The following is a 24,126-nucleotide window of genomic DNA, read 5'->3' on the forward strand; positions in this document are numbered from 1 at the left end:
GTCGCTCCCCTTACTTGGTTTCGGTCGGGGCCGGGTTGCGGTCGTACTCTTCGCCGAGGAGGCCCGTGTTGCCGTCCTGGCGCAGCTTCTCCAGGTGCGCCTGGAATTCGGCGTCGGAAACGACCTTCACGCGGAACAGCATTTCGGAGTGGTATTCGCCACAGAGTTCGGCGCACTTGCCGTCGTAGGTCCCCTCCTTGGTGGGGGTGAACCTGATGTAGTTGGTCTTTCCGGGGATCATGTCGCGCTTCTGCAGGAAGGCGGGGACCCAGAAGGAGTGGATGACGTCGCGGGCGTTCAGCTCGAGGTCAACCGACTTGTCGACCGGGAGGTACAGGGTGGGCAGCTTTTCCTTGTCCACTTCCTCGCCGGTGAGGTGCGCCTGGACGCCGGCTTCGTGGACATCCTCGCGGATGACGTCGCCCTTTTTGTAGTTGAAGTCCCACGCCCACTGCTTGCCGCGGACGTCAACGACGACGTCGGCCGGCTCGGCGCGGTTGTCGATCGCCTGCTGGTCGCGGTCGGTGAAGTAGAAGAACACCAGGACCATGAACAGCGGGATCGTGAGGTAGAAGACCTCAAGGGGCAGGTTGAAGCTGTTCTGCCGCGGGAACCCGACGGTGCCCTTGCGGCGCCGGTAGGCGACGATGCACCAGATCATCAGGCCCCAGGTAATGACGCCCACGATCAGGGCGGCAATCCATGAGTTGACCCAGAGGTCCATGATGCGGTCAGTGTGGTTGGTGGTGCCACGCTCGGTGGGCAGCCACCCTTTCTGTACCTCTGGTGAACATCCAGTCAAAGCCAACGCGCCGGCGAGTGCCAAGCCAGTGATCGTAGTGATCTGTTTGCGTCGGCTGCCGGTTCGGTTCTGCGAACTCACAGACGGCCCTTCCTACTTGTTGCTGTTGCCCGGGCCGCAAAATGGCGGTCAGGGCACACGAAAAGTTTTACTACTCGGTGTAGAGCTTACCGCTCCCCGCGAGTTTTCGCCCACATGTCCGCGCCGTGCGTCGGGACCTTTTTACCGGGTCCGCTCGTTGTGAATCCTGCGGCACTAAGGCCGGGCAGATCGCCCGGCCTTAGTGGAAGGAATCACCGCAGGCGCAGGAGCCGCCGGCGTTGGGATTATCGATGGTGAAGCCCTGCTTGGAGATGGTGTCCTCGAAGTCGATGCTGGCGCCGCTGAGGTACGGGACGCTCATCTTGTCGACCACAACTTCGACGCCGTCGTAGTCGCGGACGGCGTCGCCGTCGAGGAGCCGCTCGTCGAAGTAGAGCTGGTAAATCAGGCCAGAGCAACCGCCGGGCTGCACGGCCACGCGGAGGCGCAGATCGGTGCGGCCTTCCTGCTCGAGCAGGCTGCGGACCTTGCCGGCGGCGACGTCGGTCAGTTTGACCTCGTGCGTTGCCAGTTCCTCGCCCGCCGTGGCGGTGCTGTCGGCGCTGTTTTCATTGGTTGTAGTGCTCATGGCCTACCTTCTAACGACGGTGGTGGCGGCGCCGCTCCCGCGGCACCCGCCCCTACTTGAACGGTACGGGCTATAGCTACATGCTACGTCGATCAGCCCTGTAGCTCTAACTCCTGGCGTAACCGTCCCGGCCGGCCGGATGTTCCCCGGGGAACACCGCCGGCCGGTCCGCTCAGGCCAGTCCTTCCTCATTCAGGCGGGCCAGCATCAGGGCTTCGGCCACAATGGCGTTCCGGAAGTCCGCCAGGTGGAGGGATTCGTTCGCGCTGTGGGCCCGGGAATCGGGATCCTCGACGCCGGTGACCAGGATCTGCACGTCCGGGTACAGCTCGGTCAGGTCGGCGATGAACGGAATCGAGCCGCCGATGCCGGTCTCCACGGCCGGAACGCCCCACGCCTCGCCGAGCGCCCACATCGCCACACTGGCCGCCTTGGAGGAGGTGTCCGTGAGGAAGGCGTTGCCGCTCTCCCCCGGGGTGAAGACGACGTGGGCGCCGAACGGCGCGTTGGCTTCCACATGCCGGCGGACGGCGTCCATCGCCTCGGCCGGATCCTGTCCGGGCGCGAGCCGCAGGCTGAACTTGGCCCGTGCCCGGGGCAGGAGGGTGTTGGAGGCGACGTCCACGGCGGGGGCGTCGAAGCCGATGATCGACAGTGCCGGTTTGGTCCACATCCGCGACGCGATCGTCCCGGTGCCGGCGAGCCGGACGCCGTCGAGCACCGAGGCGTCGGCGCGGTACTGCTCCTCGGAGATGTCAACGGTGACGTCGTCCCGGCTGACCAGGCCGGCGATCGCCACGTTGCCCGCATCATCGTGCAGGGTGGCGATCAGCCGGGAGAGCAGGGTCGGGGCGTCCAGCACGGGGCCGCCGAACATGCCGGAGTGGACGGCATGGTCCAGGACCTTGACCTCGATGGTGCCGTCGACCAGGCCGCGGAGGCTGGTTGTCAGGGCGGGAATGCCGACCTTCCAGTTGCTGGAGTCGGCCACGACGATCACATCGGCGCGCAGCAGTTCCCGGTGGGTTTCGAGGAAGGTCCGGAAGGTCGGCGAGCCGGCCTCCTCTTCCCCCTCGAAGAAGAAGGTCACACCGAGGCCCAGGTCGTCGCCCAGCACCCGGGTCACGGCCGAGTAGGCCGCGATGTGCGCGAGGATCCCGGCCTTGTCGTCGGCCGCGCCGCGCCCGTACAGCCGCCCGTCGCGCTCGACGGCGGTGAAGGGCTCGGTCTCCCACAGCGCCAGGTCACCGGTGGGCTGCACGTCGTGGTGCGCATACAGCAGGATGGTCGGCTTGCCCGCGGCGGCCGGACGGCGGGCGACGACGGCGGGGCCGCCCGGGGTCCCGTCTTCCTTGTCGCAGCGCAGGATCAGGACCTCGTCGAAGCCGCTGGCACGGACCAGTTCGGCGACGGCGTCGGCACTGGCGTTCAGCGGGGCGGGGTCGAAGCTGGGCCAGGCGATGCCCGGGATGGCGACGAGCTCCGTCAGCTGGGCGATCGTGGTGTCGAACGATTCGGTAACGGCCTGGCGGAGGGCCTCGGTGTCGACATTTCCGACCCGGGCAGTGGCGGTTTGCGGGTTCCCCGCGGGTAATGGAGTCATGGCCAGAACACTACCGGTGCCGCGGATCACTTCAAACAGGGCAACAGCGCGTCATCTGACGTGTGGGCCGGGTCTCGCGCGCGCCGCACCGGGGTATTCTGAAGGGGTGTTTGGACGTAAAAAAGAAGCGCCATCGGCGCAGGACATAGTTGACCAGCAGGCGGCCGGGGCAGCAGCCCGGGACACCGCCCTCGGCAAGGGCGCGCCCACGCCCAAGCGCAACGCGCAGGTGGCGGCCCGCAAGCGGCCGCTCGTGCCCGAGGACCGCAAGGCTTCGAAGGCCGCCGAACGGGCAGCGGTCCAGGAGCAGCGGCTCAAGATGCGGCAGGCCATGGACACCGGCGACGAGAGGTTCCTGCCGCTGCGCGACAAGGGCCCGCAGAAGCGCTTCGCCCGTGACTACGTGGATGCCCGCTTCAGCCTCGGCGAATATTTGATGTTCGGCGCACTCATCTTCGTGATCGTCTCACTCCTCGTCCCGTCCACCAGCGAACAAATGGTCTACGTCCTGGGCGGGTTCTGGGTGATGTTCCTGGCGGTCTTCGTCGACGTCTTTATCCTGTCCCGGAAGCTCAAGAAGCGCCTGGAGGAGAAGTTCGGGGACGTGGAGCGCGGCACCGTCTGGTACGGCTCCATGCGTTCGCTGCAGTTCCGCCGCCTGCGCCTTCCCAAGCCCCTCGTCAAGCGCGGCGAATACCCCGCCTGATTCACGCCACCAACACAGGGCCCCCGGCAGTCTGACTGCCGGGGGCTTTGTCGTCCCCCGGCGGCCGGGGATGGTCGGTGCGGTGCCGGGGATGGTCGGTGCGGGGCGGCTCAGCGCCGGGACGGGTGCTTCGCGAGGAGCCGGTTGATGCGGGCGGCCCAGAACGGTCCTTCATAGAGGAACGCCGTGTATCCCTGCACGAGGGTGGCGCCGGCGTCGAGCCGCTGCTGGACGTCCTGCGCGGTTTCAACGCCGCCCACGGAAACCAGGGTCAGTTTGCCGCCGGTGGCCGCCTTCAGCCGGGCGAGAACCTCCAGCGACCGTTGCTTCAGCGGTGCCCCGGACAGCCCTCCGGCGCCGCACGCCGCCACCTTCTCGGCGCTGGAGGAGAGCCCGGCGCGGGCGATGGTGGTATTGGTCGCGATGATGCCGTCCAGGTTCAGGTCCAGTGCCAGGCGGGCGACGTCGTCGATGTCTTCATCGCTGAGGTCCGGGGCAATTTTGACCAGCAGCGGGACGTGGCGTCCGGACGCCTGGTCCGCAGCCTCCCCCACGGCCGCCAGCAACGGGCGCAGGGTTTCGACATCCTGGAGCAGCCGCAGGCCCGGGGTGTTCGGGGAGCTGACGTTGACCACGAGGTAGTCGGCGGCCGGTGCCAGGCTGCGGGTGCTGACCAGGTAGTCGGCCACGGCGTCCTCGAGTTCCACGACCTTGCTCTTGCCGATGTTGACACCGATTACCGGGCGGACACCGGGGTGGCGGCGCTGCAGGGCGGCGCGGGCGGACTTCAGGCGGGGCGCCACGGCGGCGGCGCCGTCATTGTTGAAACCCATCCGGTTGATCACGGCACGGTCCTCGACCAGGCGGAAGAGCCGCGGCGCTGGGTTCCCCGGCTGGGCCTGCCCCGTGATGGTGCCGACCTCGACATGGCCGAACCCCAGTTCGGTGAGGGCCTCAATCCCGTGGCCCTCCTTGTCGAATCCGGCCGCCAGGCCGAACGGGGAGGGGAACGTCAGGCCGAACGCCTGGGTCTGGAGGGACGCCGCCGGGGCGGTGAACCTCTGCAGCACCCGTCCGGCGCCGCAGGAGTGGACGAGCCGGATGGCCTTGAAGCCGATCTTGTGGGCGCGTTCGGCGTCCATCCAAGAGAAGGCCAGCCGGAAGAAAGTCGGATATACGCGCATGGCTCTAGTTTTGCGGTTCCGGCTCCCCAGACCAAACCCGCAGGCCACCGGGCGCTAGCATGAAGCCATGGACTGGGTACCCGATATCCTCGGCGACGACTTCGAGGCCTGCACCGTCGCGGCGGCCGGGCCCGACGGCGTCGAGCGGACCGCCACGCTGGTGCGGCACGTCCCCGGTGCAGGGACTGCCTCCGGCGGGGCTCCGGCCGGCAGGGGTGAAGCCGGCGGGGCCGGCCCCGCGCCGTGCTGTTCCTGCACGGCTGGAGTGACTATTTCTTCAACGAGGAACTCGCCGAATTCTGGACCGGCCAGGGCTTCGCGTTCTTCGCCCTGGACATGCACAACCACGGGCGGAGCCTCCACGCCGGCGCCCCCGGCGGCTATGTGGCCGACCTGGACGACTACGACGCCGAGATCACCGCGGCGATTGGCATCATCGCCTCCCTGCACCCCGACGCTGAAGCGGCGCCGACGGTGGCGCTGATGGGGCACTCCACGGGCGGGCTGATCGCCGCGCTGTGGGCCAGCCGGGCATCCGGGGATGGTCTCGCAGCTGATCCTCGACAGCCCGTGGCTGGAGATGCACGGCAGTCCGGCCGTGCGCCGTGCGGCGCGGACCATGGTGGAGCCGCTCGCGCGGTTCCGGCCCGAGGCCGTCATCCGGCTCCCCGAACGCGGTTTTTACTGGCGCAGCATCAGCAGCGCCGCGGAAGGCGAATGGACCCTGGATGACAACTACCGCCCGCCCCGGGCGTTCCCGGTCCGGGCCGGGTGGCTGAGCGCGGTCCTCAGCGGGCAGTCGCGGGTGGCGCGGGGACTGAACATCGACGTCCCGATCCTGGTGCTGATCTCCGGAGCCAGCGCCACGGGGATGTTCTGGAAGGAGTCCATGCGGCGCACCGACGCGGTCCTGGACGTCAACACCATTGCCCTGCGGGCTCTCAGCCTGGGCAGGACCATCACGCTCGAACGGATCGACGGCGCCCTGCACGATGTGTTCCTGTCCGCCCCGCGGGTCCGCGCCGACGCCTACGCCCGCCTGGCCCGCTGGCTCCGCGCGTACGTGCTGGACGACGGCGGTTCCGCGTGACGCTCGCCGGGCTGCGGCCGCTGTGGCGGGAAGATGTGCTGGGCAGCCGTTTCGCACGCCTGGAACTGCCCCTGGCGCCGGACGACGAGGGCCCCGTTGTCGCGACCCTGGTCCGGCACGCCGCGCCGGACGGGGCTGCGGCCGGGGTGACGGCGCCGGACCCGGCTGGTCAGGCACCGGGCCCGGCCGCTCCTAACCCAGCCCCGGCCGTTCCCGGGACCCAGGCACCGGCGAAGGTGGTCCTCTACCTGCACGGCTGGGCGGACTATTTCCTGCAGGCCGAACTCGCCGATCACCTCGTTGCCAGCGGCTTCCACTTCTATGCCCTGGACCTGCGGAAGTTCGGGCGCAGCCTCCGGGACTGGCAGACCCCCGGCTACACCACCGACCTGGCCGTCTATGACGAGGACATCGCGGCCGCGCTGGCAGCGATCGGCTCCGACGTCGCCGGCCGCACCGGCAGCTCCGCGGCGCCGACGGTGCACCTGCTCGCGCATTCCCTCGGCGGTCTCGTGGCTGCGCTGTGGGCGGACCGGAACCCGGGGAGGCTGGGCACGCTGGTCCTCAACTCGCCCTGGCTGGAGCTCCAGGGCAGCAGCCTGATCCGGAACATCGCGGTGCATCTGGTGGAACCGCTGGCGCGCGCGGATCCGCGCCGGGTTCTCCTGATGCCCAGCATGCCCGGCTATTGGGACAGTGTGGGCGCCACAGCGAACGGCGAATGGGTCCTGGATCCCGCGTGGCGTCCGCGGGAATCCTTCCCCGTCCGGCCGGGCTGGATGAAGGCAGTCCTGGCCGGCCACGCGGCCGTGGCGCAGCGGCTCGACATCCGCTCGCCGGTGCTGGTCATGCTCTCCGGACGCACCCGGATCCAGGCCGAATGGTCCGAGGAACTCATGGGACTCGACGCCGTGATCGATGTCGAGGAAACGGCACGCAGCGCGCTCAGGCTGGGCCGCCGGACCGCGGTCTTCCGGTACCCGGGGGCAATCCACGACATCTTCCTGTCCCGCCGCGCGGTGCGGCAGGAAGCCTACGACGACCTCGTCCTCTGGCTCAGCCTCTACCCGGGCTGACGGGGGCTGACCACCAGGCCGGTTCCCTGGGGGTCAGGCCGGGCCGGCGGGGGCCGCGTCCACCGCACCGCCGTACCGGCGGTCCCGCTGGGCGTAGACCTCGACGGCGTCCCACAGGGTGCGCCGGTCCACGTCGGGCCAGAGCGTGTCCATAAAAACGAACTCCGCATACGCCGACTGCCACAGCATGAAGTTGGAGAGCCGCTGCTCGCCGGAGCTGCGCAGGAACAGGTCGACGTCGGGAAGGTCGGGCTCGTCCAGGTATTTCTGGATCGTCTTTTCGGTGATGGCACCGGGCTTCAGCCGCCCGGCGGCGACTTCCTCCGCGATCGCGGACACCGCATCCGCGATTTCGGCGCGCCCGCCGTAGTTAACACACATGTTCAACGTGCACGTGCTGTTGCCGCGGGTGAAGTCCTCGGCCTCCTCCAGCTCGCGGATCACCGAGCCCCAGAGCCGGGGGCGCCCGGCCGGACCAGCGGATCCGGACGCCCCACTCATCGAGCTGGTTGCGCTGCCGACGTAGCACATCCTTGTTAAATCCCATCAGGAAGCGCACTTCCTCGGGCGAGCGGCGCCAGTTCTCGGTGGAGAAGGCGTAGACACTCACGTACTCGATGCCGAGCTCGATCGCCCCGGCCACGACGTCCAGCAGGGCCGGCTCCCCCGCCTTGTGGCCTTCGATCCGGGGCAGGCCGCGCTGGTTGGCCCAGCGTCCGTTGCCGTCCATCACGATCGCGACGTGGCGGGGAATGAACTCCGCCGGGATCGCCGGGGGCACGGCTCCGGAAGCGTGCGGGTACGGGTGCACCACGGGGGCGCTCCGCTGCCGGACCGGATTCTTCTTTTTACCCAACGCCACAGTTACGTTCGCTCCACATGTTTGAGGGATTTGAGGACACGTTCCAGATGCCACTGCAGGTAGCTGGCCACGAGGCCCGCGGCCTCCCGGCGGTGCACGCGGACGGACGCGTCCGCCGTCGTCCAGTCCCCGGTCAGCAGCGCGCCGAGCAGCAGAACGGTTTCCGCGGCCGGCGCGGGCGATCCCGGCGGCCGGCAGTCGGCGCACACCATGCCGCCGAGCGGAGCCGAGAACGCGGTGTGCGGACCGCGGGCCCCGCAGCGGGCACAGTCGGTGAAGCTCGGCGCCCAGCCGCCGGTGGCGAGGGCGCGCAGCAGGTAAGAATCGAGGATGAGTTCCGGGCTGTGGTCCCCGCGGCTCAGCGATGCCAGGGCCCCGACGAGGAGGTTGTACTGGGCGGTGCCCGCTTCGCCGTCGACGTCGGTGAGCTTCTCGGCCGTCTCCGTCATGGCCGCAGCAACGGTGTAGCGGCCGTAGTCCGCGGCGATGTTGCCGCCGTAGGCCCCTTTGGCGACTGCCTGCGTGACGATGTCCAGGGTGCGGCCGGAGATCAGTTGGAGGTCCGCGACCATAAAGGGTTCCAGCCGGGCGCCGAAGCGGCTGCTGGTGCGCCGGACGCCCTTGGCCACCGCACGGACCTGGCCGTGGTGCTTGGTGAGGATGGTGATGATGCGGTCCGCTTCACCCAGCTTGTGGGTGCGCAGGATGACGCCGTCATCACGGTAGGCGCGGGAGGCAAAGGAGGAGGGATGGGCCACGGTTAATCTTCGCACTGTCTTTGAAGGAAACGCTGCCTATCGGGAAACACCGCAGTTCAGGCAGACTGCGCCGCCGGAGGGCCCGGCGGCGCAGTAGTGAGGGCCGGCTTAGGCGCGGGCGTCCCGGATGGCGCGGTTCACGGCCGAGATGACGGCCTTGAGCGAGGACGTGGACGTGTTGGCGTCGATCCCGACGCCCCACAGCACACGCTCCCCCACGGCGCATTCGACATAGGCCGCGGCGAGGGCGCTGCCGCCTTCGGACAGGGCATGTTCGCTGTAATCCAGCACCCGGACGTCGACGCCGTCTTCGCGCAGGATGCTCAGCAGCGCAGCGATCGGACCGTTGCCGGTGCCGGTGCGGTGGACGGGGGTGCCGTCGATCTTGAGCGCGGCGTGCAGCGTCATGGAACCGTCCTCGTCCGTCTCGGTGCTGAACGGGCCGAGGGCGTAGCGGCCCCACTGCTCGTCCGCGGAGCCGGAGGGCAGGTACTCATCCTGGAAGACCTGCCAGAGCTGGGCGCCGCTGACTTCGCCGCCCACGGTGTCGGTCTGCTTCTGGATGACACCGGAGAACTCGATCTGCGCACGCCGCGGCAGGTCCAGGTTGTGCTCGTTCTTCAGCAGGTAGGCGACGCCGCCCTTGCCCGACTGGGAGTTGACGCGGATGACGGCCTCGTAGCTGCGGCCGAGGTCCTTCGGGTCGACCGGCAGGTACGGGACCTGCCAGGCGTAGTCGGCGACGTCCTTGCCGGCTGCGGCCGCGTCCTTCTCGAGGGCTTCCAGGCCCTTCTTGATGGCGTCCTGGTGCGACCCGGAGAACGCCGTGAAGACGAGGTCCCCGCCGTACGGGGTGCGCTCGGCCACGGGCAGCTGGTTGCAGTACTCGACGGTGCGGCGGACTTCGTCGATGTCGGAGAAGTCGATCATCGGGTCGATGCCCTGGACGAACATGTTCAGGCCCAGCGTCACCAGGTCCACGTTGCCGGTCCGCTCGCCGTTGCCGAACAGGCAGCCTTCGATCCGGTCCGCGCCGGCCAGGTAGCCCAGCTCGGCGGCCGCGACGCCGGTGCCGCGGTCATTGTGCGGGTGCAGGGACAGGATGATGCCCTCCCGCGGGTGCAGGTTCCGGCTCATCCACTCAATGGAGTCGGCGTAGACGTTGGGGGTGGCCATTTCCACCGTGGCCGGCAGGTTGATGATGACCTGGCTGTCGGCGGAGGCCTCGAACACGTCGGCGATGGCGTTGCAGACCCGCACGGCGTACTCCAGCTCGGTCCCGGTGAAGGATTCGGGCGAGTACTCGTACGTGATGTGGGTGTCCTGCAGCGTCTCTTCGTACTTCTTGCACAGCCGCGCGCCCTGCAGGGCGATGTCCAGGATGCCGTCCTCGTCCTGGTTGAAGACGACCCGGCGCTGCAGGACCGATGTCGAGTTGTACAGGTGCACGATCGCCTGCTTGGCGCCGACGAGGGACTCGTAGGTCCGCTCGATGAGGTGCTCGCGGGCCTGGGTCAGGACCTGGATCGTGACGTCGTCCGGGATGTGGTTGCCCTCGATCAGCTGGCGGACGAAGTCGAAGTCCGTCTGCGAGGCGGAGGGGAACCCGACTTCGATTTCCTTGTAGCCCATCTGGACCAGCAGCTGGAACATCTTCAGCTTGCGGGCCGGGCTCATCGGGTCGATCAGGGCCTGGTTGCCGTCGCGCAGGTCCACGGCGCACCAGCGCGGGGCCTTGGTGATGACCTTGTCCGGCCACGTCCGGTCCGGCAGTTCAACCGTGATCAGGTCCTGGAACGGGACGTAGCGGTGGACGGGCATTCCTGAGGGCTTCTGTGCGTTTCGCATTACAATCGGGGCCTTTTCTGTGATTCCTGATGAAAGGGTGGCCGGGCAACACAAACTCCGCAGCGAGGGTGGGCCTTGCGCTAGATCGCGTCTGAGGCCTCGCCGCGGCAGCTAAGAAGAAGCAGTTCTGCGCGCACCTTTTCACAGTAACACGGGTGCGTAAGATGAAGGAGCCACACCTCCGTAACGTCCACCATGCAGACCCGGCGACCCGTAACACGGCGGTCCCGGGCTGCCTCTCAAAGGAGCATCCGTGCCACTTTCGGGGATCGACCTGTCCAATATCGACGCCAGTGTCCGGCCGCAGGATGACCTGTACCAGCATGTCAACGGCACCTGGCTCAAGAGCACCGAGATCCCGGACGACCGGCCCCTGGAGGGCACGTTCACGGCGCTGCGGGACGGCTCGGAGCTTGCGGTGAAGGAGATCATCGAGGACGCGGCAGCCCGCGGCGCGGAGTCCACCGGGATCGAGCAGAAGATCGGGGACCTCTACAACAGCTTCATGGATGAGGCTGCGGTGGAGGCCAAGGGACTGGACCCGATCCGGCAGCGGCTCGCCGAGGTGTTCGCCACGCAGACGGTCGCCGACCTCGTGGCTCTCTCCGGGCGCCTGTTCCGTGCGGACGTGGGCGGCCTCTTCTACATCTATCCCGCCCCCGACGCCGGCAACCCGGACCGGATCCTGCTCTACACCGGCCAGGGCGGACTCGGCCTGCCGGATGAATCGTATTACCGCGAGGAGAAGTTCGCCGCGGTGGTCCAGGCCTACCAGGACCATGTGGCGGCCGTTTTCACCCTTGCCGGCGTCGCCGACCCGAAGGCAGCGGCCGGCCGGGTCGTGGCGCTGGAAACGGCGCTGGCCGGCCACCACTGGGACAAGGTCACCCTGCGGGATCCGCAGAAGACGTACAACCTGAAATCCGCCGATGAGGCCACCGGGCTCTTCCCGCTCCTCACGGCCTGGTTCGATGCCGCCGCCATCACGCCGGAGAAGCGCACGGAACTGGTCGTGAGCACGCCGGACTTCTTCGCCGGGGCGGCGGCCCTGCTGGACTCCGAGCCGCTGTCCGCCTGGCAGGAATGGCTGGCCCTGCGCGTCGTCAGCGCCGCCGCACCGTACCTCTCCTCCGCGTTCGTGGACGCCAACTTCGCCTTTTACGGCACCACCCTCAGCGGCACCCCGCGGAACAAGGACCGCTGGAAGCGCGGGGTCGCCGTCGTCGAGGCCGCGCTGGGCGAGGCCGTGGGCCAGATCTACGTGGCCCGGCACTTCCCGGAGACGCACAAGGCCCGGATGGTGTCGCTGGTCGCGAACCTGATCGAGGCATACCGCGAATCCATCACCGGCCTGGCCTGGATGGGCGAGGACACGAAACATGAGGCGCTGAAGAAGCTGGACTCCTTCCGGGCCAAGATCGGCTACCCGGACAAGTGGATCGACTACTCCGCGGTGGAAATCGACCCGACGGATCTGCTCGGCAATGTGGAGCGCGCGCACAACGCCGACGTCGACCGGCACCTTGATGAGGTGGGCAAGCCCGTGGACCGGGAAAAGTGGCTGATGACGCCGCAGACGGTAAATGCGTACTACCACCCGCTGCTCAACGAGATCGTTTTCCCCGCGGCGATCCTGCAGCCGCCTTTCTTCACCGCCGACGCCGACGACGCCGTCAACTACGGTGGCATCGGCGCCATCATCGGGCACGAAATCGGCCACGGTTTTGACGACCAGGGCTCCCAGTACGATGGCAGCGGGCTGCTCCGCAACTGGTGGACGGAAGACGACCGCACCGCCTTCGAATCGCTGGCCGCCCGGCTGGTGGCCCAGTTCGATGCGCTCTCCCCCGCCGCGGCGTCCGGGCACACCGTCAACGGCAAACTGACCCTGGGCGAGAACATCGGCGACCTCGGCGGCCTGACGATTGCCTATAAGGCCTACCTGATCAGCCTCGACGGGCAGGAGCCTCCGGTGCTGGACGGCCTGACCGGCGCGCAGCGCTTCTTTGCGTCCTGGGCTGCCGGCTGGCGGCAGGTCATGCGGACCGAGGAAGCGATCCGCAGGCTCGCCACGGATCCGCACTCCCCCAATGAGTTCCGCACCAACCAGATCGCCAGGAACCTGGACGCCTTCCACGAGGCCTTCGGCACGGCGGAGCAGGACGGCATGTGGATGCCGGCGGACGAGCGCGTCAGCATCTGGTAGGCACCCCGGCGGCACGGGCTGCCCGGCCGCACACAGAGGGCCGGCCGCGGGAACTGTTCTGTTCCCGCGGCCGGCCCTCTGTGTGGCTAAGGGGCGCCGCTACCGGGTGATCAGCGCCGGGTTGGCCTGCTGGCAGACGACGTCGCCGGCGGTCTGGTTGACGATGTCCGGGGGCAGCTGCACCGCGGCGTCCGCACCAGGGGTGCCGCCCACCAGGTCGCTGCCCAGGTAGACCTGGACGCCGGCGACACCGGCGGCCGGGAGGACCTGCGTCGCCGGAACGCCCAGCAGGGCGGCTACATCGGCGGCCACCACCTCATAACCGGCACCGTAGTAGACGGCAGTCGCCGCGACCGGCGGGGCGGCCAGCTGGCCGAGTTGGGTGAAACCTCCGGCGGTGAGGGCCTGGAGGATCTCCTGGGTCCGCGCCGGGACACCGGACCCGTTCGCGACCGTGACGGGCTGCAGCGCCTTGTCATAGGCGGGGGCCGTCTCACTGGGTGTCGGCTCGGCACTTTGGCTGGCACTGGGGTCCGGGGACGCGGACGGGCTCGGCGGCGCCGTCGGGTCCGTGAGGTCAATGTCCTTGCGCATCGCCGCGAAGAGCTGGGACGCGGCCGGCTCCGCGACCTGCAGGCGGTTCGGGTCGCTCACCGCGGGCACCGTCGGGACCGCCACGAAGGCGACCTTGCCGACGTCGATGTTCTTCAGCCGGTTCCCGACCGTCAACAGCGTCGGGATAGAGGCGAGCCCCTCGTCGATGGTCAGGTTCCGGGTCACGACATCGGCGATCTCCAGCATCTTGCCGGGGTTGGACATCGTGCCGTCATCCTTCATCTTCCGCGTCAGGGCGGACAGGAAGCCCTGCTGTGCCTTGATCCTGCCGAGGTCGCCGCCGTCGGCGAAGGCGTGCCGTGTGCGCAGGAACGCCAGTGCCTGCTCGCCCTGGACCGTGGAGGTCCCCTTGGGCAGGCGCAGCTTCGAATCCGGGTCGTACACGGCGTCGCTGATGCAGACCTCCACGCCGCCCACCGTGTTCGAGAGCTCCTTGACGGCGTTGAAGTCGGCCATCATAAAGTGGTCGATCTCCAGGCCCGTCAGTTTGTTGACCGTGTCGACGGCGCAGCCGATGCCGGCTTCCGACATGGCCTCGTTGATCATCACGTTCTCCTGCGCCGGGAATTCCTGTTTGGTTTCCTGGTCGGTGCAGGCGGGCGTGTCCACGAGCAGGTCGCGGGGGAAGCTGACGACGCTGACCCGCTTGTTGTCCGCCGAGATGTCCATCAGCATCATGACATCCGAGTGCCCGAACCCGGTGGCGTCGTCGGACGTGCCGTATTTCGAGTTCTTTCCGTCACGGGTGTCCGAGCCCAGAATGAGGATCTGCATCCGGTCCCGCGAGTCGTCCAGGGCGCCTTCGGTCTTGTCGCTGCCGGCGCCGAGTGATGCCTTGCTGATATTGCCCTGCAGGCGGAGGACCCAGTAGGCGCCGAAGGCGAGGACACCCACCAGCAGGATGGAGACCACGGCGGTGCCCATCTTCAGCCAGCCGGGCATGCTGCGGATGCGTCCCAGGTGCCGTGCCGGACCGACGGCGGGATCATCCGTGTGCCGGGCAGCAGAACCTGACCGAACCGGGGGTCCGGTTCCGTCTGCGCGGTCTTCACGGGGTCGAGCCACAGTTGAGCCTTCTTTCACGACAGGGGTCAGCCCATTTTAGTGTCCGAATCTGGGAATTCCCCGATGGCGGGCTGCATGGGAGCGGCGCGGGCCTCCCCGGCGCCAGGGTGGCGGCTAGAAGCCGAGCTTGACGAGCTGCTTCGGGTCCCGCTGCCAGTCCTTGGCGACCTTCACGTGCAGGTCCAGGTAGATGCGCGCGCCGAGCAGCGCCTCGATCGCCTTGCGGGCGTTGGTGCCGACCTCACGGAGCCGGGCGCCGCCCTTGCCGATGATGATGGCCTTCTGCGAAGGACGTTCCACGTAGAGATTGACCCGCACGTCGAGGAAGGGCTTGTCGTCGGGCCTGCCCTCCCGCGGAACGATCTCGTCGACGACGACGGCAAGGGAGTGCGGCAGTTCGTCGCGGACGCCCTCAAGGGCGGCCTCCCGGATGAGTTCGGCGATCATCACCGCTTCCGGCTCGTCCGTCAGGTGGCCGTCCGGGTAGAGCGGCGGCGACGGCGGCATCAGGCCGATCAGCACGTCGGCAACGGTCTTGACCTGGAAGCCATCGGCGGCGGAGACCGGGACGATGTCCTTCCAGCCGTCCTCGCCGAGGACCTCGCGGCCCAGGGCGTCGACGGCGAGCAGCTGTTCGGTGAGGGCCTGGCGGTCCACCGTGTCGGCCTTCGTCACGATGGCGATGACCGGTTTGTTTCCGATGGCGGCGAGCTGGGCGGCGATGAATTTGTCGCCCGGGCCGATCTTCTCGTTCGCCGGCAGGCAGAAGCCGATCGCGTCGACCTCGGCGAGGGTGTCGGCCACGAGTTCGTTCAGCCGCTTCCCCAGCAGGGTGCGCGGGCGGTGCAGGCCCGGAGTGTCGACGAGGATCAGCTGCCCGTCGTCCCGGTGCACAATGCCGCGGATGGTGTGGCGCGTGGTCTGCGGTTTGGCCGAGGTGATCGCGACCTTCTGGCCGACCAGGGCGTTGGTGAGGGTCGACTTGCCCGTATTGGGCCGCCCGACCAGCACCGCGAAACCGGCCCGGTAGCCGGCGTGGGGCGCTTCGCCGTCGGACTTATTCTGCTTGCTCACGTGAGACTCCCTGTTGGATTGGTGCGGCCTCGTCGAGAAGGTCTTCAAGGTCAGTTTCTACTGTTGGTACGGCCGCCGCAATGATGTGGCTGACGCGGTTGCGCCGGCCCTCAAGCCGGTCGGCACGGAGGGACAGGCCGTGGACCTCGACGGTGCTGCCGACAATCGGCACCCGGCCGAGGGCCTTGGCGAGCAGGCCGCCCACGGTGTCCACTTCGTCGTCGTCGAGCTCAAGGTCGAACAGCTCACCCAGGTCCTCGATGCTCATCCGGGCGCTCACCCGGTAGCTTCCGTCGCCGAGTTCCACCGCTTCCGCGCTCTCGGTGTCGTATTCGTCGACGATCTCACCGACGATTTCCTCGATGAGGTCCTCGAGGGTGACGAGCCCGGCCGTGCCGCCGTATTCGTCGATCACGATGGCGACGTGGGTCGATTCCTTCTGCAGCTCGCGCAGCAGTTCACTCACCGGTTTGGAGTCCGGCACGTAGCGCACCTCGCGGGCGAGCTCGTCAACCACCGGCGGCTCCTCACCGGGGGCGAGGTTGTGGATGACCGCGGCCACATCCTTGAGGTAGACGATCCCCAGGACCTGGTCCGTGTTCTCGCCGATGACGGGGATCCGGGAATAGCCCGAGCGCAGGAACAGCGACATGGCCCGGTGCAGGCTGGACCCGGAGTCGATGCAGAGGATGTCGGTGCGGGGCACCATGACGGAGCGGACCAGGGTGTCCCCGAAGTCGAACACCGACTGGATCATCTCCGCCTCGTTGTCCTCGATCACGTCGGACTCCGTGGCCCGGTCCACGAGTTCGCGGAATTCCTCTTCGCTGAAGAACGCCTCGTTGTCAGCGGGCGCCCCGGGGGCCACCGCGCTGCCCAGGGTGACGAGCCAGCCGGGAATGGGACCCAGCACCCAGCAGAGCCAGCGGATCAGCGGGGCGCTGAAGCGGACCAGTCCGGCGGAGTGCACCCGGCCGAGCTGGCGCGGGGACACCCCGACGATGACGAAGCCGAGCAGGGCCATCACGCCGGTGGCGATCAGCCCGGAGAGCCAGACGTTGTCGAGCAGGCTGTTCAGCAGCACCGTCACGGCGACGGCGGAGGCCATGTCGAACCAGATGCGCCAGAACCGCAGGGCCCGCATGTGGGCCACGGGCTGGGCCATGATGCGCTTGAGCGCGGTACCGCGGCTGTGCAGGATCGCGGCCTCGGCGTCGTGCCGGGAAAGGTAGTTGAAGGCAGATTCGGCGGCGGTCAGGAACGCGGCAAAACTAAGGAACACCAGCGCCATGCCGGCAACGATCAGTGGCGTCACTGAATCGTCTCGGAGGGGGCGTCTTTACCGGTGAAGGCAGCGAGCAGTTCGCGCTGGAGGCCGAACATCTCCTCCTTCTCCTCCGGCTCCGCGTGGTCGAAGCCGAGCAGGTGCAGGATGCCGTGGGTCGTCAGCAGCAGCATCTCGTCCTGGGTGGAGTGGCCGGCGTTCATCGCCTGGACCTCCGCGACCTGCGGGCAGATGGCGATGTCGCCGAGCATGCCCTGCGGCGTGGGCTTGTCCGGGGTGCCCGGCGTCAGCTCGTCCATGGGCACGGAGAGCACGTCGGTGGAGCCCGGCTCGTCCATCAGCTCGATGTGCAGCTTCTCCATGGCCGGCTCGTCCACGAGGAGGATCGACAGTTCGGCCTGCGGGTGGATGAAGAGTCGTTCGAAAATGAAACGGGACAGCTGGACCAACTCGGCCTCATCGACGGTGATGCCGGATTCGTTGTTGACCTCAATGCTCACGCGCGTTCCTCCCGCTTGTCGCGGGCCACGGAATGCTTGACCCGGTTCCGCTGGATCTCGTCCCAGACGCTGTAGGCGTTGACGATGTCGCCCACCAGGCGGTGCCGGACGACGTCGGAGGCGTCCAGGACGGTGAAGTTGACGTCGTCGATGCCCTGCAGGATGTCCTCCACGATGCGGAGGCCGGACCGGGTCCCGAAGGGCAGGTCGACCTGCGTGACGTCGCCGGTGACCACCATTTTGGAGCCGAAGCCCAGCCGGGTGAGGAACATCTTCATCTGCTCCGGAGTGGTGTTCTGCGCCTCGTCCAGGATGATGAAGGCGTCATTGAGCGTGCGTCCGCGCATGTACGCCAGAGGGGCGACCTCGATCGTGCCGGCAGCGATCAGCCGGGGGATGGATTCGGGGTCCATCATTTCGTGCAGGGCGTCGTAGAGCGGGCGCAGGTAGGGGTCGATCTTGTCGCTGAGCGTGCCGGGAAGGAATCCCAGCCGCTCCCCCGCCTCGACGGCGGGACGGGTCAGGATGATCCTGGTGACTTCCTTCTGCTGCAGTGCCTGCACGGCCTTGGCCATCGCCAGGTACGTCTTGCCGGTACCGGCCGGGCCGATTCCGAAGATCACCGTGTTGTCGTCGATCGCGTCCACGTAGTTCTTCTGGTTCAGCGTCTTCGGCCGGATCGTCTTGCCGCGGCTCGAGAGGATGTTGTGGGTGAGCACCTCGACCGGGTTCTGCAGGGACTGGCTCCGGAGCATCGACACGAGCTGCTGCAGGACGGAGGGGGTGACGACGGTGCCCCGGGCGACGAGTCCCCGGACCTCGTTGAGCAGGCGCATGATCCGCGGCACGTCGGCGGCCGGCCCGCTGATGGCGAGTTCGTTGCCGCGGACATGGAAGTCGACGGCCGGGAACTGGGCCTCAATGAAGCGCAGGGCCTCGTCATGACTGCCAAGGGACTGGACCATCTGATCGGAGTTGTCGAACAGGACCACCTCCGTCCGCAGCCCGGGTAGGGAGTGGGGAAATTCACCTGCGGCGCGCTCTCCGGCGCTGATCCGGGCCTTGCCGTTCACTGCTTCAGTCATGGTGTTGGCCCGCGGGCCTCTGGTCCCCTCCAGTTCGGAAATGGTCTGTCCGCTGATCCGGCCCCGACGGCGCTTGATTTGACGGCGTTTGATTAAACCGTGGTTCGCGCCTTCTGGTTCCGGGGTCAGCGGGTCCTTTTATCTTACGCCAGTGCGGGGCTTCGCACCGCGCCTGGCGGGCCGGCCTGTCGGGCCGCGGCCCGGAGTCATGCGGCGCTGTTCCCGGTTTTAGGTATCAACTTCGTATCGGCCTCATATCGTTCCCGTTGCAGTTCCCGCCGGCCGGCCGATTCCCGGCGTTGCCGCCGGACCCATATGCCATGCTGGAAACCGGCCTCCGTCACGGCTTTTGAGCCGGGCCGGGGCGGTAGAACACCAAGAAGACGAGAAGCGGAAGGCAAGCCATCAGGGATCGCGGGACTGGGCACACAGCGGCAGGCAGGCGGACACGTCCGGGCATGCCGCTGCTGGCGCTGCCCGCAGCGCTGGCCCTGGCACTCACCGGCTGCGTGGCCACGCCCCAGACCGGCATCACGGATTCCAGTGCCCCGTCGCAGGTCCTGTCTGCCCAGGCGTCGGCGCCGGCCACGAGCGCGCCGCTGGAAACCACGCAGGCGTCCAACAAGGCGCCGGTGTATTGGATCGGGCGGAGCAACGACAGCACGTTCCTCTACCGGGAGTTCCGTGACGTTCCGGAACAGGACAACCCGGTCACGCGGGCGCTCCGGGTCATGATGTCCGAGAAGCCGTTCGACCCGGACTTCTTCACCCCGTGGCAGAACCCCAAGAAACTGGCGAGCTCCATTTCGGGCAAGAACGTCATCACGGTGGACATGTCCGCCGACGCCTTCAACAGCAATGTGGACCCGGCCATGGCCGAGCGCGCGGTCCAGCAGCTCGTCTACACCGCGACGGCGGCCGCGGCCAGCGCGGGGCTGATCGATGCCGGCCAGCAGATCCAGGTGGTGGTGCTCGTGGACGGGCACACCGATTACGTCGCCTTCAACCATGTCCGGCTTGGCGCCCCGACGGCACGCAGCGCCGGCATGGTCGCCCCGGTGTGGATCATTGATCCCCAGGAAGGGACCTCCGTGGAGGACGGCGCCGTCAAGATCTCCGGCCGCAGCACCGCTCCGGGCGGCAGACTTAAGTGGGAGATCCTGCGCATCGACGGCAGCGTCGAGACCAGGTACCTGGACGGGACGGTCACGGCGTCGGCCGAGGCCGGCCAGTCGGGAGCGTTCGGCCTCTCGGTCAGCCTGGGGCCGGGCCACTACGAGGTCCGGGTGTCGCAGCTCGAGGAGGGCAACCCGGCCGAGGAACTGAACGTCGACACCCGCGGGTTCACGGTCAAATAGCGGACAACCCCTACCATCGACTGCTCCGCAACGGCCCTTTTGAACCCTCAAAACGGCGGTTACGGAGCAGTCGATCGGTCTTTTGGGGCGGACGGACCGCCTCCGCTACCAGCGGCCGAGGATGTCGCTGGCGAGGACCGTGGCGGCGGGACCGGCCGTGGACGAGCGCAGCACATGGTGCCCCAGCAGGGCCGTCACCGCGCCGGCGTCGCAGAGCCTGGTCACTTCCCGCGGGCTGATGCCGCCCTCGGGTCCGACGATCAGCAGCACCTCGCGGCCCTGATCTTCCCCGTCGACCGCAGCGCCGCCGCCGGCAGCATCCCTGCCGGCCGCTGAGCCGGCGGGGCTGTCGGTGGGGCCGGCCGCAAGCCAGGCCTCCAGCACCTGACGCAGCGGACGCACGGCGTCCTCGTGCAGGATGATGGCCAGGTCGGCCGCGGCCACCGCCGCCTGCAGCCCGGCGCCGTCGACGGCGGGGCGGACCCGGGGAATCCAGGCGCGGCGTGCCTGCTTGGCCGCCGCCGTGACGACGGACTGCCACTTGGCGTGGGCTTTCGCAGCGCGTTCGGCCTTCCAGCGGACAATCGAACGTTCCGCCTGCCAGGGGACGACGGCGTCGATCCCCAGTTCGGTGGCGGTTTCGGCGGCGAGTTCATCCCGGTCGCCCTTTGCGAGGGCCTGGACCAGGACGAGCCGCACCGCGGGCCGGGGCTCCTCCGCGAGTCCGGAGCACTCCACGGACAGTTCGCCGGGCGCGACCGCGGCCACGGTGCCGGTGAGGCGTTTTCCGGCGCCGTCGGCGATGTCCACGGTCTCCCCCACGCCAAGGCGCTTCACCGTGACGGCATGGCGGGCCTCGGGACCGTCAAGGACGAAGACGGACCCGGGGGCCAGCCCGTCCAGGGTGCCGGGGGCGGTGAAGAAGACCGGGTTGCTCACCGCTACAGGTTACCGAGCCGGTCCCGAAGCTTCGCGAAGACCCCGCCGCTCGCGGCGAGCTTTCCTTCGCTGAACTGTTCCCCGCGCAGCTTGGCGAGCTGGCGGAGCAGATCCTCCTGGGCGGCATCGAGCTTGGCGGGGGTGTCCACCTGGAGGTGGACCTTGAGGTCGCCGCGGCCGTAGCCGCGCAGGTGGGTGACGCCGAGCCCGCGGAGCGTAATGACCTCGCCGGACTGGGTGCCGGCCTTGACATCGATCTCCTGGCGGCCGTCGAAGGTGTCGAGGGTCAGCTCGGTGCCCAGCGCGGCGGCCGTCATGGGGATGTTGAGGCTCGCGTGCAGGTCGTCGCCGTCGCGCACGTACGTGGCGTCGTTGTTGACCCGGATCTCGACGTACAGGTCGCCCGCGGGGCCGCCGGCAGGTCCGGCCTCACCCTGCCCGGAGAGCTGGATGCGGGTGCCGGTGGCGACACCGGCGGGAACCTTGACCGTCAGGGAACGCCGGCTGCGGATCCGGCCCTGGCCGGCGCATTCGTTGCAGGGGTCCTTGATGACGGTGCCGAAGCCCTCGCAGGACCCGCAGGGGGCCGTCGTCATGACCTGGCCGAGGATGGAACGCACGGCGCGCTGGACCTGGCCGCTGCCGCCGCAGATGTCACAGCGTTCCGGGTGGCTGCCTGCACGGCAGCACGAGCCGTCGCAGGTGGGGCAGGTGACGGCCGTGTCCACTTCGATTTTCTTGTTGACGCCGAAGACGGCGTCGCGGAGGTCGATCCGGACGCTGATCAGGGCGTCCTGGCCGCGGCGGACCCTGGAGGCCGGTCCGGCCTGGCCGCCGGCGCCGAAGAAGGTCTCGAAAATGTCCTGGAACGCGAAGCCCTGGCCGGCGTAGCTGCCGCCGCCGAAGCCGTTGTCGGTGCCGTTCTCGTTGCCCGTCGTGTCGTAGATCCGGCGTTTCTGCGGATCGGACAGCACCTCGTAGGCGTGGGTGACTGCCTTGAAGCGGTCCGAGGCGTCGTCCCCCGGGTTCACGTCCGGGTGGAGGGTCCGCGCGAGCTTGCGGTAGGCCTTCTTGATCTCTTCTCCGGTAGCTTCGCGGGAGACTCCCAGAACGTCGTAATGGCTGCTCAAAATGTGTATCTCTTCCTTTTTGTACTGCCGGTGGGGCACTGCCTGTTAGGGGCAAGAAGTCTGGTGTCGGCCCGTTGGGCCGGCGGGTGGACGCGGGTCTGCGCGGTTCGTCAGGGGCCGAGAATCCGCGAAAGGTAACGGGCCACGGCCCGGACGGCGGCCATGGTGGTCGGATAGTCCATGCGGGTGGGGCCCAGCACGCCGACTTTCGCCGTCGCGTCCGGGCCGTAGCCGGTCGCCACCACGGAGGCCTCGGCGAGTCCGTCGTAGGGGTTTTCCCGGCCGATGCTCACCGTCACGCCCCGCGGGTCCTCGGCCATGTCGCTCAGCAGGCGGAGCATGACCACCTGCTCCTCGAGGGCTTCCAGCACCGGGCCGATGCTCAGCGGGAAGTCGACGTTGGAGCGGGCGAGGTTGGCGGTCCCGGCCATGACCATCCGCTCCTCGCGGCTGCTGGTGGCCAGGGCCTCCAGGCCGCGCGCCAGCGCCTGCGCGGCGCTGCGCCGCGCGGGCGGGCAGCTGGCAATGACCGACTGCAGCGTCTGCGGCAGCAGGTTCAGCGGAGTGCCCGAGAGGCTGCCGAGGAACCGTGTGCGCAGTTCGGAGAGGACCTCCTCGGAGAGTTCCTGCCCCGCGTCGATGACGCGCTGTTCCACCTTGCCGGTGTCCGCGATCAGCACTGCGAGCACCTTGCGGGGAGCCAGCAGGACGAATTCGATGTGCCGGACCTTGGCCCGGCTCAGGTGGGGGTACTGCACGACGGCGACCTGGTTGGTCAGCTGCGCGAGCAGCCGCACGGTCCGGTCGAGGACGTGGTCGAGGTCATCGGAGCCCTCCAGCAGGGCCTGGATGGCGCGGCGTTCCGCCGGTGAGAGCGGCTTGACCGCCGAAATCTGGTCCACGAAGAGCCGGTAGCCCTTGTCGGTGGGGATGCGCCCGGCGCTTGTGTGCGGCGCCGTGATGAGGCCCTCATCTTCCAGGGCAGCCATGTCATTTCGGATCGTGGCACTGGACACCCCGAGGTGGTGCCGCTCCACGAGGGCTTTGGAGCCGACGGGTTCCCGTGAATGGACGTAGTCCTCCACGATGGCGCGCAGCACTTCGAGCTTGCGTGGTTCGCTCACGCTCCACCTCCATTCGACTGTCCCGCATCCGGTGCCGCCGGTCGCCGGCCGCGCCGGACACTGTTCCGGCACCAAGACATGGTGATTAGCACTCGACATGCCTAAGTGCTAACCAGTCTAATATGAGTCGCCGCATTGTTAGCATTGAATTCGCTCCGGGCGTTCCTCCTGGGGCGGGTGTTTTCGGGCACAGCCCGCCGCAGCAAACCGAGCGTAAAGCAGTGTGTAACCGATGTCGTACCAGAATTGGGGCCCTCAGGACCTGTCCGCCCCCGCCAAGGCCCAGCTGCCTGAAGTGCCGGTGGAGCGCGGAATGGTGCTTGAGGATGTGCAGTCCGGCTGGGTGGGGGCCGTCACCCGGGTGGAGAAGTCCGGCGGCATGGTCGTGGTGGCCCTCGAAGACCGCCGCGGCAAGTCCCGGTCCTTCCGCCTCGGCTTCGGCTTCCTGCTGGAGGGCCAGCCGATCCGGCTGATGCCACCGGCGCCCCGTGCCGCCGCGGCACCCGCCGGCGGTACCAGAACCGCCTCCGGCTCCGTCCGGGTGGCCGGCCAGCGCGCCCAGGTGGCCAAGGCGAGCCGCATCTGGGTGGAGGGCAAGCACGACGCCGAGCTCGTCGAACGGGTCTGGGGCGACGATCTCCGGGTGGAGGGCATCGTCGTCGAACCGCTGCACGGCATTGATGACCTGGCCGGTGCCGTGGCGGCCTTCGGGCCCGGGCCCGGGCGCCGGCTCGGCGTCCTGGTGGACCATCTGGTGCCCGATTCCAAGGAATCCCGGATCGCGGAGGCGGTAATGGCGTCCCCCGGCGCGGCCGGCAACGTCCTGATCGTCGGCCACCCCTACGTCGATGTCTGGCAGGCGATCCGGCCCGCCGTGCTGGGCATCGAGAAGTGGCCGGTGATCCCCCGCGGCGTGGACTGGAAGACCGGGATCCTGATGGCCTTCGGCTGGCCGCACAGCACCAAGGAGGACATCGGCCTGGGCTGGCAGAAGCTTCTTGGCGCGGTCCGGAGCTACGCCGACCTGGAACCCTCCCTGCTGGGCCGGGTGGAGGAGGTCATCGACTTCCTCACCGTCCCCTGAAGCGCCCCGCCGCGCAGCTCCGCCAGCGGGCCGATCGGTGAATCCGCGCCCGAGCAAGTATT

Annotated in this window: 20 protein-coding genes and 1 pseudogene; 6 read left to right on the forward strand and 15 right to left on the reverse strand. The window is 68.3% G+C overall.

Going from position 1 to position 24,126, the window contains the following annotated elements; all coding sequences use genetic code 11:
* Positions 1–10: 10 nt before the first annotated feature.
* From ctaC to AC06G6_RS10305, 3 genes are all read right to left on the reverse strand, one after another.
* A complete protein-coding gene (ctaC, locus tag AC06G6_RS10295; RefSeq protein ID WP_307464788.1) occupies positions 11–883 on the reverse strand; it encodes an aa3-type cytochrome oxidase subunit II in 873 nt (290 codons plus the stop codon).
* Positions 884–1,082: 199 nt separating this feature from the next.
* A complete protein-coding gene (locus AC06G6_RS10300) occupies positions 1,083–1,472 on the reverse strand; it encodes a HesB/IscA family protein (RefSeq protein WP_307464786.1) in 390 nt (129 codons plus the stop codon).
* A 172-nt stretch (positions 1,473–1,644) separates the two neighbouring features.
* A complete protein-coding gene (locus AC06G6_RS10305; protein WP_479821716.1) occupies positions 1,645–3,075 on the reverse strand; it encodes a M20/M25/M40 family metallo-hydrolase in 1,431 nt (476 codons plus the stop codon).
* Positions 3,076–3,181: 106 nt separating this feature from the next.
* Here AC06G6_RS10305 and AC06G6_RS10310 point away from each other — a divergent pair, with 106 nt between their 5' ends.
* Entirely contained in the window at positions 3,182–3,781 is a 600-nt protein-coding gene (locus AC06G6_RS10310) for a DUF3043 domain-containing protein (protein WP_479821718.1), read from the forward strand.
* A gap of 110 nt (positions 3,782–3,891) precedes the next feature.
* Here the strand turns inward: AC06G6_RS10310 and AC06G6_RS10315 are convergent, their stop codons facing one another.
* Positions 3,892–4,965 (reverse strand): quinone-dependent dihydroorotate dehydrogenase, encoded by a 1,074-nt coding sequence (locus AC06G6_RS10315; RefSeq protein WP_479821720.1) that lies wholly within the window; start codon positions 4,963–4,965, stop codon positions 3,892–3,894.
* Positions 4,966–5,208: 243 nt separating this feature from the next.
* Here AC06G6_RS10315 and AC06G6_RS10320 point away from each other — a divergent pair, with 243 nt between their 5' ends.
* Both AC06G6_RS10320 and AC06G6_RS10325 read left to right on the forward strand, forming a co-directional pair.
* Positions 5,209–5,697 (forward strand): alpha/beta hydrolase, encoded by a 489-nt coding sequence (locus AC06G6_RS10320; protein WP_479821722.1) that lies wholly within the window; start codon positions 5,209–5,211, stop codon positions 5,695–5,697.
* 354 nt (positions 5,698–6,051) lie between these two features.
* Positions 6,052–7,131, forward strand: coding sequence for an alpha/beta hydrolase (locus AC06G6_RS10325; RefSeq protein WP_479821724.1), 1,080 nt, complete (start codon positions 6,052–6,054; stop codon positions 7,129–7,131).
* A gap of 33 nt (positions 7,132–7,164) precedes the next feature.
* Here AC06G6_RS10325 and AC06G6_RS10330 read toward each other — a convergent pair.
* The 3 genes and pseudogenes from AC06G6_RS10330 to leuA form a co-directional block, all read right to left on the reverse strand.
* A pseudogene (locus tag AC06G6_RS10330) lies at positions 7,165–7,993 on the reverse strand (isoprenyl transferase).
* A 2-nt stretch (positions 7,994–7,995) separates the two neighbouring features.
* On the reverse strand, positions 7,996–8,751 hold the full coding sequence (recO, locus tag AC06G6_RS10335; RefSeq protein WP_479821726.1) for a DNA repair protein RecO: 756 nt from the start codon (positions 8,749–8,751) through the stop codon (positions 7,996–7,998).
* Positions 8,752–8,859: 108 nt separating this feature from the next.
* Positions 8,860–10,599 carry a 2-isopropylmalate synthase gene (gene leuA, locus AC06G6_RS10340; protein ID WP_479821728.1) on the reverse strand — a complete coding sequence of 580 codons (1,740 nt, stop codon included), beginning with the start codon at positions 10,597–10,599 and terminating at the stop codon, positions 8,860–8,862.
* Between the two features lie 253 nt (positions 10,600–10,852).
* Between leuA and AC06G6_RS10345 the strand changes: the two genes are divergently transcribed.
* On the forward strand, positions 10,853–12,805 hold the full coding sequence (locus tag AC06G6_RS10345; RefSeq protein ID WP_479821730.1) for a M13 family metallopeptidase: 1,953 nt from the start codon (positions 10,853–10,855) through the stop codon (positions 12,803–12,805).
* 99 nt (positions 12,806–12,904) lie between these two features.
* Here AC06G6_RS10345 and AC06G6_RS10350 read toward each other — a convergent pair whose 3' ends face one another.
* From AC06G6_RS10350 to AC06G6_RS10370, 5 genes are all read right to left on the reverse strand, one after another.
* On the reverse strand, positions 12,905–14,362 hold the full coding sequence (locus tag AC06G6_RS10350) for an LCP family protein (protein WP_479821732.1): 1,458 nt from the start codon (positions 14,360–14,362) through the stop codon (positions 12,905–12,907).
* Between the two features lie 237 nt (positions 14,363–14,599).
* Entirely contained in the window at positions 14,600–15,559 is a 960-nt protein-coding gene (gene era / locus AC06G6_RS10355; protein WP_479821734.1) for a GTPase Era, read from the reverse strand.
* A complete protein-coding gene (locus AC06G6_RS10360) occupies positions 15,543–16,874 on the reverse strand; it encodes a hemolysin family protein (protein WP_479821736.1) in 1,332 nt (443 codons plus the stop codon). Before AC06G6_RS10360 ends, era begins: the two co-directional genes overlap by 17 nt.
* Complete coding sequence (gene ybeY, locus AC06G6_RS10365; protein WP_463899671.1) at positions 16,871–17,344, reverse strand: rRNA maturation RNase YbeY; 474 nt, start codon at positions 17,342–17,344, stop codon at positions 16,871–16,873. Before ybeY ends, AC06G6_RS10360 begins: the two co-directional genes overlap by 4 nt.
* Complete coding sequence (locus tag AC06G6_RS10370; protein ID WP_479821739.1) at positions 17,341–18,429, reverse strand: PhoH family protein; 1,089 nt, start codon at positions 18,427–18,429, stop codon at positions 17,341–17,343. The genes ybeY and AC06G6_RS10370 overlap by 4 nt, the downstream gene beginning before the upstream one ends.
* Before the next feature lie 458 nt (positions 18,430–18,887).
* Between AC06G6_RS10370 and AC06G6_RS10375 the strand changes: the two genes are divergently transcribed.
* Complete coding sequence (locus tag AC06G6_RS10375; protein ID WP_479821741.1) at positions 18,888–19,787, forward strand: GerMN domain-containing protein; 900 nt, start codon at positions 18,888–18,890, stop codon at positions 19,785–19,787.
* A gap of 105 nt (positions 19,788–19,892) precedes the next feature.
* Here AC06G6_RS10375 and AC06G6_RS10380 read toward each other — a convergent pair whose 3' ends face one another.
* The 3 genes from AC06G6_RS10380 to hrcA all read right to left on the reverse strand — a co-directional run bounded on the left by AC06G6_RS10380 (position 19,893) and on the right by hrcA (position 22,980).
* A complete protein-coding gene (locus AC06G6_RS10380; RefSeq protein ID WP_479821743.1) occupies positions 19,893–20,726 on the reverse strand; it encodes a 16S rRNA (uracil(1498)-N(3))-methyltransferase in 834 nt (277 codons plus the stop codon).
* A 2-nt stretch (positions 20,727–20,728) separates the two neighbouring features.
* On the reverse strand, positions 20,729–21,856 hold the full coding sequence (gene dnaJ / locus AC06G6_RS10385) for a molecular chaperone DnaJ (protein WP_307464753.1): 1,128 nt from the start codon (positions 21,854–21,856) through the stop codon (positions 20,729–20,731).
* A 110-nt stretch (positions 21,857–21,966) separates the two neighbouring features.
* Positions 21,967–22,980, reverse strand: coding sequence for a heat-inducible transcriptional repressor HrcA (gene hrcA / locus AC06G6_RS10390; RefSeq protein ID WP_307464751.1), 1,014 nt, complete (start codon positions 22,978–22,980; stop codon positions 21,967–21,969).
* 232 nt (positions 22,981–23,212) lie between these two features.
* Between hrcA and AC06G6_RS10395 the strand changes: the two genes are divergently transcribed.
* The gene (locus AC06G6_RS10395) at positions 23,213–24,064 is read left to right on the forward strand and encodes a DUF3097 domain-containing protein (protein WP_479821746.1); all 852 of its coding nucleotides are present in this window, start codon (positions 23,213–23,215) and stop codon (positions 24,062–24,064) included.
* The last annotated feature ends 62 nt before the right edge of the window (positions 24,065–24,126 follow it).

The organism is Arthrobacter sp. CJL-S3, from assembly GCF_056711635.1.